The organism is Membranihabitans marinus, assembly GCF_021729155.1.
Taxonomy (GTDB): Bacteria; Bacteroidota; Bacteroidia; order Chitinophagales; family Saprospiraceae; genus Membranihabitans; species Membranihabitans marinus.
The window spans coordinates 1-15984 of the sequence record NZ_JAJQYA010000059.1; the positions used below are offsets into that span (position 1 = coordinate 1).

Here is a 15984-nt window from a genome sequence, read left to right on the forward strand (position 1 = left end):
GTTCATCTGATGAAGGAGCCACGACCACTGTGTCGTGGGTGGGGAAGCCAGGGCGAGTGAAGTCGCAGCCACTGTGCTGCGACGAGAATACATGAAATTCGCTGTAGATTTACGGTGGATTCTCGCCATAGAACAATAATGAATATCTTGAATTTTCATTAATACCAAGCCGGAGAACAGTGGCTAAAAACCTGACGATTTATAGGGCAGTCACGCCGGAGCACAGTGGCTCCGGTTCCCTCATCAAATGCCCATTAAGGGCATTTGGTTGCTCCATTGAGCAACTTCATTCGGTCATCTTCGCCAAATGTCTGATTTCTGGCATAATGTGTCCGATATGTGGTATAGCCATCTTCTATCTTTACAGCTACTATTTTACTTCGGTGACTACTTCATCGAACTGTGAAAAATGTATTTGTCTTTAATCCCAAACCCTATGAAAAGTTTCTACCCATTAATGATAATTTATTTGATTTTTGCCCTCCCTCTTCGGGCGCAAAAAATCTATGTGGATGCCGACGTTATTGGGGGAGGGAATGACGGTAGTAGCTGGGGCAATGCATTTGATGATTTACAAGAAGCTTTGGCCATAGTTAGTGATGGCGATACCATCTTTGTAGATGAGGGAACTTATTATCCCACTGCGACTATGGATAGAGGAATATCATTTTTTATCCAGAACGACATAGTGATGTTGGGAGGATTTAGCGTAGACAATGGAATCACACATCTTGCCCATCGCAATCCAACCCTTTACCCGACCATTCTCAGTGGTGATATCAACGCTTCGGGAACAGTTACCGACAATTCGGTTTCTGTAGTGCGTACATTCAATGGCGATTTGGTTTTAGATGGGTTTGTGATTCGTGACGGATATGCAGATATTACTGAATTTGGCAGTTTAGAGAGTAGCAGTAAAGGAGGGGCGTTGTATATAAGTGGAGGCAATGTTCTGTTGCGCAACCTTGTGGTGTCCGATAATTATGCTTTGTTTGAAGGGGGTGGTCTATTTGTCACTAAGTCCACTGGATCATTTAGCTATGTTACTGTGACCAATTCTATTTTTGAAAACAATACAACCGATGAAACCGGAGGGGCTTTTTATTCTAGCATTGTATCAGATAGTGTTACGGTAATCGATACTCGATTTATTGGAAATACTGCGCGAGAAGGTGGTGGGGCGGTAGACTTGATAAATACCCAATATGCCATTTTTACTAATGTCGAATATCGCGGAAATGTATCGAACGCCAGTGGAGGAGGAATGTCTTGTTCGGGCAGTATGGGAGTGCTGACCAATGTACTATTTAGCGGCAATTATGCCAGCAGTCTCAGTACAATGGGGAGTGGAAATGGAGGTGGACTGTCTGCGGTAAATGGCAGTCGCTTCACTTTGATCAATAATACTTTTTCCGGCAATAGGGCAGTTAACGAAGGCGGTGGTATTTTCAATGGCGGCGGTCCCAACGGTCGATCGATATTAAATGTACACAACTCTATAATCTGGAATAATGCAGCAGAGGGTGATCCCGGAACGGTATCGGAATCAGTATTTAATGTTACCGTAGGCAGTGTTTCGGAACTAAATTATTCCAATAGTACAATAGAGAATTCAGGCTGTACTATTACTTGCAATATTTCTGGGGGAATTGACCAAGGGGGAAATAAGGATGCCAATCCCCTATTTGTTTCCCAACTCAACCCAGCACTGGCACCATCGACTGGGGGGGATTTTCATCTGACGATTAATTCACCGGCCATCGATATGGGGGATGGAATTTTATTGCCCAATAATGTGATTACTGATTTGGACAGTGTCCACAGAATCCAAGGTGGGGAAGTGGATATGGGAGTATATGAATTTCCAGATGAATGTATACATCATCGAGTCTTGTATGTAGATGCCATGGCTACGGGTTTAAATAATGGTAGGACTTGGGCGAATGCCTTTACCGACCTTCAAGACGCATTACAGTATTGTGGCTACGATTCCATCTATGTAAGTCGAGGTACTTACTATCCTGATGGAAGCAATAGTGGAGCAGGAACTGGAGCGCGTGACCATACTTTTGGTATTCCCGATGGAGTCGTCGTCTTAGGTGGTTTTGATGCACAAAATGGAATCATCAACCTATCACAGCGCGACTGGGAGGCATATCCTACTGTTTTAAGTGGCAATATCGGGGATGTAGCCGATAGCTTGGACAACAGTTATCACGTGGTAACCACAGTAGACACCGTGTCTTCGGCCACTGTAATAGATGGATTTATTATACGTGACGGTATGGCCAATGATATATCCTCAGGTAAAAGTAATGGTGCAGGGTGGTATAATAGCGGTTCGCCTAAATTGTCTAACATACTGTTTACAAACAATGTAGCCACTTCGAATGGAGGAGGGATGAACAACAATACAAATGCCAGCCCTTCGATGTATTTCGTCAGTTTCTGGAATAATAAAGCTGGCAATGTCGGTGGAGGTTTAAATCTAAGTGAGGGCTCAGGTCTGGTCGCAATGATTAACTGCTCATTTAGAGGCAATACAGGGATAGAGGGTGGAGGCTTATATAATTATCAAACAGAGGTAGTGATTATCAACAATGAGTTTAGCGGTAATATGGCAAGCCAAAACGGTGGAGGAATTTCTGGATTAGAGGCAAATATGAGTATTGTAAACACTACTTTCGCTTTTAATAATGCCAGTCTGGAAGGAGGGGGTATTTTTCATCGAGATTTTTTCAATAGCAATAGTATAATAAATATTGCCAATACAATATTTTTTGGGAATACTGCTATGTCATCTCCGTCCATCTATACCAGCCCTTCCAATACAACCAACATTTCCTTTACACTTTTTGACCAAGGCCTATGCCCAACGAATGCCAACTGTTCTGGAGGGGGGAATAAATTTGGAATGGATCCACAGTTTATGCAAAATCCTTCTGTGCCCCCTTCAATCGATGGAGATCTGAGCTTACACATTACTTCTCCTGCGATAAATATGGGTAGTACGATGGCATATCAGTCGGCTGGTGGACCAAATATTGATTTAGACAGTATGGCTCGCATTGTAGAAAGCGACATTGAGATGGGAGCATATGAGGTGTTGACCTGTCATGACGTTAGCGTCCTCTATGTGGATGCAGAAGCTGTTGGACAGGGGACAGGATTGAATTGGATGGATGCATTTACAACATTGCAAGAAGCACTGTCCTATAACTGTAACTACGATTCCATTTTTGTAAACCGTGGAACTTACTATGCTGATGGAGGTACTGGGATTCGCGACTCTAGTTTCAATATACCCAGTGGCAAGGTAGTATTAGGTGGGTTCAACGTGGAGATAGGTGCAACTACTTTTGCCGACCGATCTCCGCAAATTTATAATACCATACTGAGTGGACAAATCGGAAATGCCGGTGATAATAGTTATCACGTCCTTACCTTTTACGACACTGACAGTAATACGGTCCTAGACGGCTTCATCATTTCCGACGGTCGTGCTGACTTGGGGAATCTCGACGACGATGATCGCAATAGAGGGGGTGGTATCTTACTAGATAATAGTCATCCCATATTGAACGACCTCTATATTACCAACAACATCTCTGCTCGAGATGGGGGCGGAATAGCCAATGTCAACAGCAGTAGCCCAACCATGACCAAAATCACATTGGTTGGCAATACCGCACGCGATGGGGGAGGAATAGCCAATTTGGAAAACAGTAATCCCAGTCTATTGAATGTCAGTATAATTATGAATTCAGCATTGTCAGGGGGTGGAATATACAACCATATGAGTAGTCCTGAGGTGGGGAATAGTATGGTGCAAGGGAATACCGCCGATAGATCAGGAGGAGGGGTTATTAATAATTTGGAGAGTAATTCAACATTTACCAACGTACTCATTGCGGGAAACACATCGGAGATAGACGGTGGGGGAATGGCCAATTACAACAGTAGCCCAGTATTGACCAATGTAACCATTAGTGGAAATAGGGCAGGAACAGGTATAATGAATTCTGGAGGTATGGCGATTAATGATGGTGGAGGTATTTATAATTTTGCCGACTCCGACCCCGTCATCCACAACAGTATTATCTTTTATAATGAGGAAAGTATGACAGATGGTTCTACCTCAGCCTCCATATACAATGAAAGCAATTCGGATGATAGACCGATGATCAGCAATAGTATAATAGAAAATTCTCATGATATTGGTGGCAACTGGGTGGGAATTGAAATCGGTGTGGATAATGGGGGGAATAAAGATATCAACCCCGAATTTGTAGCTCCAATGGATCATAGCAGCGCACCGACAATTGAGGGTGATTATTCCTTACAAAATATTTCTCCGGCTATCGACATGGGGGACAGTATGCTCTACCATGGAGGGGTTGTCGACTTGGCAGATGTAGACCGGATTCAGAACATGGACATTGACATGGGCCCTTATGAAGTATCAACCGTATTTTGTCCTGGAACAGTTATACCTGTATTGTATGTCGATGGACAAGCTCCTCCAGGGGGTGATGGCATGAGCTGGGCCACTGCTTTTGTGGATTTGCAGGATGCACTTTTGTATCCCTGTCCATTTGATTCCATCTACGTAAGTGCCGGAACTTACTTCCCCACCGATGGAATCGATCGCAACACCTACTTTGCAGTACCAGATGGTGTGGTCTTGCTGGGGGGATTCAATACTACCACTGGAGACAGTACTTTGATCAGTCGAAACTGGGAAGCTTATCCAACCATTCTGAGTGGAAACATAGGTAGTCCCATAGATGAAACAGACAACAGCATCCACGTGATGACAATGGAAAATATCAGTGACGAAACCTTGGTTGACGGTTTTGTTTTGCGAGATGGCTATGCCAATGGGGGACTGGGATTCAATAGAGGTGGTGGTATTGACATATCCCAGCAAGCCATGGCGACGATAAGAAATTGCATCGTAGAAAATAACTTTGCCAACAGTGGTGGTGGTATAAATATCGGCACAAGTAGTAGACCTAGATTGGAAAATGTCGTCATTCGAAATAATACTTCAAATGATGATGGCGGTGGTATGCGATTGGATAATACTACCAATGGCCCACCCCTTTTGGTCAATGTTCAGTTCTCTGGAAATATTGCTAATAATATTGGTGGGGGGCTATATCTGTTTGGCGGAAATGCTTCAGTAAATATAGTCAACAGTACCTTTTCTGGAAACTCTGCAGGATCCAATGGTGGAGCCATTGGTATAGAAGCTTCAGTGGTAAATCTTGACAACTCCATTGTGTGGAACAATTCAGCCTCTGGAATTAATTCCCATACTTCTGCCTCTCTCTTCAATTCAATAACAACTTCTGGTGGAATTGCAATAGAAAACAGTATAGTAGACAATTCTGGAGGCAGTGGGACTTGGGCTTTTGCAGATCCCAGCATCACTTTTGATGGGCTTGTGTTGGATGAAGATCCATTATTTATTCAAGATTTGCCACCGGGTACAGCTCCATCTGCAAGTGGTGAATTCGGATTGCAACCAGGCTCGCCTGGTGTCAATATGGGAGATAATACCTTGTATCCAATGACTGCTCCAGACTACGATTTAGCTGAAATGAATCGCACAATTGATGGAATAGTGGATATGGGTGCATATGAAAATACATGCGGTCTTTCTAGGAAAAATCTATATGTGGACCAGTCGGTAGCGATGAGTGGTGATGGATTGAGTTGGGCTACAGCCTTTGCAGATCTCCAAGATGCCCTTAATTATGACTGTCTCATTGATACGGTTTTTGTTGCTGAAGGAAGTTATTATCCCGATGGAGGTACAATGGATAGGACATTGTCTTTTGACATCCCAGAACAATTGGTATTGTTGGGTGGATTTCCAAGTGGAGGGGCTAGTTTGCTAGGACGTGACTGGATGGATAATCCGACCATTTTGTCGGGAGAAATCGGAGGAGTTGGAATCACAGATAACAGTTATAACGTAATGACAATCACCGATGTCAATGAAGCCTACATCGATGGAATACAGATAAAAGGGGGCAATGCCGACCTCAACAGCTTTCCCTATAATGTAGGTGGGGGAATTTTCATGAACACCAGCTTTCCCACTTTTAATAATGTATTGGTAGAGGGCAATCAGTCCAATAGTAATGGCGGTGGGATATATGCGCAGAGTAGTGTCCCTATAATGTACAATTCAATTATCAGAAATAATTATTCGAATCTCATTGGAGGAGGATTTTCGGGAAATGGAACCAGACTAACCATAGTCAATAGTGTGATCCAGGGCAATGCAGCTGCAGGGGATGCTGGGGGTATACACCTATTAAATGGTGGGGGTAATTCTCGAATTATTAACTCCACTTTCAGTGGCAATGACGGCGGGGGTGATGGCGGCGGATTTTTAAGTAATAATACCAATACCATCATTGCCAATTCCATTATTTGGAACAATAGCGACAATGGGGGGAATACCGACCTAGTATCTTCTTCCATAGTCTGTTTAAATAATACGGTAACCGTTGTCAATAGCATGGTAGACAATAGTGGCGGTAGCAGTGATTGGATGTTTGGCATCAATGTAATAGATGGGGGATATAATCAAGATACTTTTCCGGAGTTTATCGAAAACGCTGATCCCAGTACTGCTCCCAATGCAATAGGTGACCTGCGTCTTAAGATTACATCTCCAGCCATCAGCATGGGAAGTGACACCGAATATTTAGTAGGTACATTTCCCACAGGTGATTTGGATAATGTAAATAGGTTCCTAGGAGGAAGTATTGATATGGGGGCATTTGAACAAGTGGGTTGCTCCGACCTGGTAAATCTCGCATTGTATGTTGACAGTGCGGCTACAGGATTGGCTGATGGATTGAGTTGGGACAATGCCTTCACTACATTACAAGATGCACTTATGTTTCCTTGTGATTTTGATACTATCTATGTCAGTAAGGGCACCTATTATCCCGATCAATTAGATGGTGTGGATTCCGATGATTTGACAGCTACTTTTCAAATTCCCAATGGAGTTGTCCTCTTCGGAGGATTCAATACTCTGACAATGGATACAACTCTGGTGTCCAGAAACCCGATTTGCAATCCTACTGTATTAAGTGGTTTGATATCGGGAAGCGCTGTAGACACAATATACTCTCTCCACGTCGTAACTACTGAAAATGTATCTTCTACTACCTCAATGGATGGCTTTTTCATACGCAATGGTTTTGCGCGCAATGCGTCTTCTAGTTTGAGCGAATACGGTGGTGGGTGGTTAAACATTGCCGATGGCGTTGGAGAGATTTCTTCACCTCAATTGAGCAATGTATATTTTGTTGAAAATTTTGCGCAGTTGAGCGGTGGTGGTTTTGCCTCTGTTTCACTTAACGATGGGGTGGCAGAACCTGGATTGACCAATGTTTCCTTTAGTCTTAATCGGGCCAATTCTCAAGGCGGAGCTATTTTTGCCAATAACTTTAGCGGTACTTCTTCACGAATTCAAATTACGAATGGAGTATTTATCGATAATACTACCTTATATTCCGGTGGAGCTATCTTTATGGGAGGTCTGGCTTCTGCAAGCATTTCAGAGCTAGATGTAAAAAATTCCACCTTTATAGGCAACGATGCTTTGGTGAAAGGAGGAGCCATTGCATATGAAGCTATTGACGGCGCTACCACCAGTGTAGAGGTAGTAAATTCGCTATTTGTAGACAATGATTTCACCAATGAAGACATAGAAATAGTACCAGTAACTGGACCACCACTTGGCATCACTCCACCGGCTGTTGTTAAATATAGTCTATTTAGTGGACATTGTCCGGTCGATGCCCAATGTGACCTCAATACTCAAACCAATGCCGACCCTGAAATAGTAGAAATTGATTCGAAAATGGGTAGGGTGTATTACGAAACAACGTCCTCTATCATCGATATGGGCAGCAACCTTCTGTATTCTGGACCATCCATTGATGTGGGCGGAAAGGATCGCATAACCGATGGGGATGGCGATGCCTCAGTCATCATCGATATTGGTGCACACGAGCAATCCACTTCCATATGTATGCCGTTTGCTGGTTCGATAGTATATGTGGATTCATCCGCCACAGGAGACAACAATGGCAGCAGTTGGGCCAATGCTTTTACCGACCTTCAGGATGGATTATTGACCTTAACCTGCAATGATGTCGACACTGTATTTGTGGCAGCTGGAACCTATTATCCTGCAGCTACAGATACGGTAATAGATGAGTGTAGCGGTGAAGAAATGATTTTGTCACCTGATAGAAAGATTTCATTTGTGATTCCCGATAATGCGATAGTTTTTGGAGGGTTTCCAAATGGCGGTGGATCGGAACGCGACCATATTATCCATCGCACCATATTGTCTGGAAAAATTACAGATTCCACAAATAGTTATCACGTGGTTCGAACGGAAAATGTTTCCAACTCTAGTCGAGTGGATGGATTTATTATCCGCGATGGAGTAGCTGATGGTCCCGGCGAGGCCGAAGCTATTGGCGGGGGTTGGTTGAATATTGCCAACGGCGAAGGTGGAGGATCCTTTCCCATAATAAGTAATATTATTTTTCAGAATAACTTTGCCAGTGTCGGTGGTGGTGGCCTGGCCAATCTAGCTACAGATGATGATGCTGGAGGGGCCTTTCTCAACGACGTGGTATTTGTGGAAAATGGAGGATATTCCGGGGGTGCTGTTTACAACAGTGCCTTGGGAGGTGTGATAGAGTTGGCCATATCCGATGCTCTATTTATACAGAACACAGCGAATTCAGGTGGCGGAATTTACACTGTTGGCGGGAGTGGCTATTTGGCTTCAGTAACAGTAACCAATAGTAGTTTTGTGGAAAATTTTGGTCTGGCAGGCGGTGGAATTTTAGCTGAGGAACTTATCGGTGGTGATGTTCAGATTGATGTACGCAATTCACTTTTTTATGACAATAACAGCAGTAGTTCCAATGGAGAAAGCGATGACATAGGACAAAGTCTACCGATTTTGTCACCAGCTACTTTGTCCGTCAGTTCTAGCATGATAGACGGTCCTTGCCCTGCGAATACGGCCTGTGATCTGTCTACAAAACTAAATGCCGATCCAGAGATTGATGCAATTGAGGATAGTGCTGAGCCCAATTACAGTGGCAAAATCACTTTTTCTCTATCTTCTCCCGTCATTGATATGGGAGACAACAACTTATATTTTGGACTGGAGGATTCTCTAGATCTGGTTGGGAATATTCGTTTTGTAGACGGTGATTATAATGGGACATCCATTATCGATATCGGTGCTCACGAGGTTCCAGCTGAGCCTTGCAATCCATTTGCCGGTGCAGTAATTTACGTGGATTCAGCAGCTATGGGAGAGAATACTGGTCTTTCGTGGGCAGATGCCTTTACCGACTTACAGGATGCACTCCACTATGAATGTGATGTCGATACGATTTTTGTAAGTAAAGGAAGTTATTATCCGACTTCTGTGAGCGATCGCTCAATCTCTTTTGAATTGCTCAATGATGTAGTTATGTTGGGAGGCTTCGACGTGTCCAAGGGAGATACTTTATTCACGGATAGGAATTGGGAAACGAATAAGACTATTTTGAGTGGAAATATTCAAAACAAGTCTTCTTCCAGCGATAATAGTTACACTGTGTTATACGCGTATCATTTAACAGATACTACAGTCATTGATGGATTTATCATAGCCGACGGGAATTCAGATAGCGGCGTTCAGCGCAATGGCAAGGGCGGAGGGATGTATATGGATGATAGTGATTTAAATCTTAGAAATATTTTATTTACCAACAACACTGCGCGAAGTAACGGAGGAGGGATGTATGGCGTATATACCAGCCAACCCACATTTACTAATATTACATTTAATGAAAATACTTCAGGAGTTGACGGTGGAGGATTGAGCTTGTACAATCCCAACCCAGTCATGACTGATGTTTATTTTTACAACAATATTGCCAGTGACGATGGTGGAGGGCTAGAATTGAAATCCAGCGATGCAATAATTACAAATATGGTTATATGTGGCAATAGTGCGGGAGATAATGGTGGGGGAATCTATATAGATGAAGGCAATCCTATCATAACCAATGCTATTATCAGTGGAAATGAGACCAAGGACTATGGTGGGGGAATGTATAATGATGATGCAAGACCTCAATTAATCAATGTTACGATTACAGGAAATAATGTGATAGATGATAGCGGTGGCGGTATATGGAATGGTTTCGGTGGTATATCTACCCTTATTAATTGCATTGTCTGGAATAATGCCATCAATGGGGTGACAAATACTCCAGCCGCTTCTATCGACAATTCTTCTGGTTCTAATTCTATATGTGAATACAGCATCATTGCCCATTCGGGCGGTAGTGGAAGTTGGGTCAATAGTATTGGTATTAATGGGGGGAATAATATAGACGAGGATCCTATGTTTGTGACAGATGTCGATCTTTTAAATTTGCCGACTTGCACAGGGGATCTGCGGCTGTTGCCATCTTCTCCGGCTATCGATATGGGAGATAGTTCGGCTTACCATGGTTTCGGTGGTCCGGGACTGGATCTAAACAACAATGATCGAATTTTACAAAATCAGATCGATATGGGTGCTATTGAATATGTAGATTGCCCCAATGATACCCTTATCTGTCGCGATGTTTACGTACAATTAGATACTGCTGGGATGGCAGTACTCACACCTGAGCAATTTATTGATCCACAGAGTTTTGATACGGTGTTTTCTTATACTGGTGGTTTGCAATCCCTGACCATTCCCTCAGGGGTGACCAGTGTGTACATTGAAGCTGCTGGAGGTAGAGGAGGGAGAGGTTCTAGGCTGTCGTCGATAGGAGGGAATGGTGCTGTAGTAGGAGGTCATTTTTCTGTAACAACCGGTGATGTCATTCAGATTATTGTGGCAGGTGCTGGAGTTGATGGTGCTGCCAATGTGGATGGTGGTGGAGGTGGAGGAGCTTCCTTTGTCGCTCGCGGTAGTGTGGGTTTTTCCGATTTTATTTCCTCCAATATTATGGTTATTGCCGGTGGTGGAGGCGGCGGTTTTTTAGGAATTAACGGTGTAAATAGCACAACATTACAGGCTGGACCTTCAGGGTCGGGTGGAAATTCCAATGTTGGCGGTGGTGGAGGTGGTTCTGCTATGCAGGATGGCGGCGGACCTCTTGGTGGATCGTCGGCCATCAATGGATCTATACCGGGCAATAGAGGTGGATTTGGCGGTGGCGGCGGAGTTTCAACAAATCGCAGTCTTCGAATAGGAGGCGGTGGCGGAGGAGCCACTGGAGGAGATGCTGTTAGAGGAAATAATGCAGCTCCAGGTATGGCAGGAACTTCTTTTAATAATGGTGAATATCCCATATTCATACCGGCCGCCAATGCCGATACCGGCTTCGTTCGCATTATCTATAACTATGCGGTCTCAGAAACCATAACTCTATCAACGGATACTGTTTTCTGCGATGCCCAGAGTAGTCCTATCTCTGTATTATTGGCCAAAACCAATTGCGATGGCTCCATAGATACTTGTGTAGCTCAGGTTCGAGCTATAGATGTCATACCACCAACGGTATCAGCTCCTGAAGATATAATGGTCTATTGCGATCAAATGACCACTACTCAAGTCACAGGTATGGCTACAGCTGAGGGAATAGACAGTTGTGGTATAGATACTATTGAATATAGGGATATAAAAATCGATAATATATGTACCGATACCATTATTAGGATATTTACAGCGGTGGATTATAGTCAAAATATGAGTGTGCCGGATACACAGATTATTACGATTCTAGATACAATACCTCCCATCCTTATATGTCCAGTAGATGATACCATTCAATGTGGTACTACCACAGAACAATCGATTACCGTATCGAGCAACGACATCGGCGAAGTGTTAGAAGATAATACCCAAATTTTTGAGCTACCGGTCTCTGGTATCGAAGATGTCTTGGTTCGAGTAGAGTTAAGTGTGGAGATCAATACTGATAATGTCAATGATTTATACATAAATCTTATCAGTCCTTCTGGTAGCTCTAAAGGCGCCATTTACTTTGATGGGGCTGTTTGTAATGGCAGTAATATTGTGGCCACATTTACAGATACAGCGGTGGCGACTTATACTGATTTTGATAATGAATGCAATGCAAATAACCCCGCAAAGGGCCCGGGGTTTTACAAGCCGTACAACGACTTCGATGTTTTCGCTGGTGATAGCGTAAATGGTACTTGGCTTTTGTATTTTGAAAATGACGGACCGATGTCTGCCAATCTAGTTTCATGGTCGATCACTTTTATCACGGAAAGTTTACCCATATTTTATGATGATTGTTCTGAGGCAACTATAACCATAGAGAGCGATTCCTCTGGACTGACTGGCTGTGGTGGTAGTCTTGGAACCATACGTAGAACCATTATTGCCGCCGATGGATGTAATAATGTTGACACTTGCGTACAGATCATCAATATGGTGGATACCATTGCACCGGTTTTATTAGAAGCTTCTTATCCCCGAGACACATCGGTTTCCTGCATCACCGCCCTAGATACAATGACATTGGGTAGACCTACATATACCGATGCAACGGCCTGTAATTCAGATTTGATGATTACTTATAGCGATCGTTTTATGGGATTGGATGGGACTTGCAACAATGATACGGTCGGAATTATTTTGCGTAAATTTTTTGCCTCCGATTGCGCGGGCAATATTGACTCCAGTTTTGTAAGTCGTATTGTATTGATAGATACTTTAGGGCCTAAAATCGTCAGTCCAACTGATTTTTACGTTTCATGTGATGAAATGATCTATCAGCCTACGGGTTATAATACCACCGTCATCAAAGAAGTCAATGAAAATTTGCCTCAGTACAATGTAAAAACCATTTTGGACACCATCACTCTGAATGCAGCAACAGGAGTTTTGGTTCAAAATGTATTATTAGGATTGGATGTCAGTCATCCGGAACCAAGAGTCGTCAAAGTTTCGCTCACAAGTCCTTCTGGTACTACTGTTGACCTTATTGAGGACTTGAATTCTGCCCCTGATTGTCCGCAGTCCGATATTGATGTCCGCTTGTATGATCGTGCAGACAATGGATTTGACGATTACGTAAATCAATGCAGTGTTGCATCACCGGAAAAACAGGGAGATTTTCAACCTGAAAATCCTTTATCCAGATTCAACGGAGAAAGTATTAGTGGAGATTGGATCATTGCTGTTCACAGTAATTTTTCCACACCAACTGGCCATAGGCGTTTCAATTCATGGTCACTGACGGTAAGCGATGGAGGGATTACTTTGGATGATTGTACGCAAACCACTACAACTTTTTCTGACGATACCTTGTACACCTACAACTGTAATGCCCAATTCGAAATCCTGCGCACCTTTACCGCTACCGATGATTGTGGCAACATGGATAGTGATTCGCAAAGGATAATCGTCTTCAATCCTATTCCTGAAATGCAGTGTCCTGTTGATACGACCGTTGATTGTGGCAGCGATACGTCAGTAGCTACCCTAGGACTACCCGTGGTAATGGGGAATTGCAGTGTTGATGCCGCCATTAGCCATGTCTATACAGAAACCTATCCAGGAAAAATGGCGACTTATGGATACGGAATTATTTCCTCTAATTCTTCGAGTGATAGTTTGGTGAGGATAAATGTAAATACCGGAGAACAAACCATTATCGCCGATATCGATGTCAATGTCGAATCTCTCTCTGGTGGAGAATTTATCAACGGGAAATACTACATAAGTGCCAATGACCATCTATATACCGTCGATACGACCACAGGAGGGCTAACTCCGATATTGTCGATCAATGATCGCTTCTATGGTATGGATGAAGATCCCACTACAGCTATTCTTTATGGTATCGCTCCTCCATTTGGCACGATGAATCTTTACAAAATTGATCTGGTAACCCATGCGGTTTCATTGATAGGCGTTAACAGTGATATCACTGAAGCAGTCTGGCTGACCATCGACCCAGCGGGCAATGCCTTCGTATTGGATGCCGCGACTGATGCTATTTATCGCATTGATTTGAGCTCTGGACAAACCATTGAATTGGTGACTCCTATAAACGATGGGGTAAATCCCATAGATGTGGCGGGAACCGGGGATGCGGAATTTGTCACTACTACAAAAGGTACTGCTATATATGGCAATCTAAAAACCCTGCCCTCAGGTGATAATTATTTCGGGAAATATAACTTGAAAACTGGAGAATTTGATATTTTGGAGCCAACCCAAACTTTCTTGGCGGCTTTTGCTTCCCCCGGCCCCACAGTAATAAATCATTGTCCGGTCGTACAAACTATTGTCCGTACCTTCATTGCCCAAGATGATTGTGGCGGTCGTAATTTCTGTGACCAAATCATCGAAGTGCAAGACACTACTGGGCCAATTTTTCAAAATTTAAAGGATACTCTGATTTTAGTTTGTATAAGTGATACCATTGGTCTAGCTTCTAATCTGGTGATCGATGAATGCAATCTAGATACCTTGTTTTACGAAGATATATATTCAACTAGTGGCTGTATAGATACTATTTTTCGAAAATATACAGCTATCGATAAATGCAATAATAGTAGCTCTGATGTACAGATCATAATTGTCGGAGATACAATTCCTCCTCAGCCATTAAGCTGTCCTCCAATTTCCTTTATTAATTGTGCCATCGGTCAACCTTTACCTATGAAGTCGCCATCATATGTGGATAACTGCAGTCCAGCAGATAGCTTGAAAATTACGACAAGGATTGATTCTGTAGGCTTTGAAACGGTCTCTGTTGAGGACGATACAATATTTATCCAATACCTAGCTGAAGATCTTTGTGGCAACGTAGATTCTAGTTGCACTCAAGTATTAGTTTGTCTTATAGACTGTCCAACTATTAACTGCCAAAGTACGGTGAATCTAGGCATGGGATCCGGATGTTCGGTAGACATTACACCGGATGTGATTTTGACTCAGCCCCTTCATCCTGCTTTACTTCCTTACATTGAGATCACTGTTCAAAATGAATATGGGGCTTATCTGGCCGAAAATGTGTTAACTTATGAAGATCGAGGTCAAATATTTACAGTGACTATTCGCAGTCAGATACCGGGCTGCGAGCCCCGATTTTGTCAATCAAAAATTATTCTGGACAACGGTCCAGTACCCTTAAGTTTTATATCGGCATGGCAAAATTCTCCAGATATAGACGAAATGAATAGCGTAATAGCTCCGCGAGCTAGTTCTTCTCAAAGAATCAATTCAGGTTCTAATATATCTGAAGGAAAGATCAATGTATATTGTTGGAATATTCCCGATCCTTCTGACCATATACCTAGTGTTTTCAACGCTTGTACTGGGGAATCATACAGTCCTCAAGTGCAGCCTGATTGGGTCATGCCTGTTGATTGTGAGCGAGAGAGTGATACCGCCAAGGTGATTTTCCGAACCTGGGAAGTCTTCGATAAATCGGGAAGTCTTTATTTGTTGACCGATACCATCGTGGTATTCCGATTGCCTAAGTTGACTCCAGAATCCTTTGTAGTGACGGCTGAAGACAGTAGCTATTGTGAGATAGAAGCGGTATCGAATGAAGGCGAGAGCTTGAAGCGATATGCTGCATGGAAACAGCCGGTTGGCTTGCATGACTACGAATTGCCTTATGCCAAACTGAAAGGCTTGACTTATGAATTGCCCGCCGCCGTCATTATAGCGGGGATGGAGAATGCATCAGCCCAGGGCGAAGAAGTATTCGAAGAATATTTGGAATGTGTAATATTGAAAAAAGCGTCAGGTGCAGAAATAACCATAGGCGATATTGTTTCGGGCGACTATATGGATGAACTATTGTCCAGTTTGAGTCAGAAACAGTTGGGATATGGATTTTTACAAGGGCTGGTTGAATTGAGTGAGGATCCGATAAATATAAT

The 15984-nt window shown here is 43.1% G+C and carries 1 protein-coding gene; it reads left to right on the plus strand.

Annotation, left to right across the window (positions count from 1 at the left end; genetic code table 11):
- Positions 1-436: 436 nt before the first annotated feature.
- The coding region (locus tag LVD51_RS19530; RefSeq protein ID WP_236973063.1) for a choice-of-anchor Q domain-containing protein at positions 437-15984 on the plus strand (15548 nt) is incomplete at its 3' end.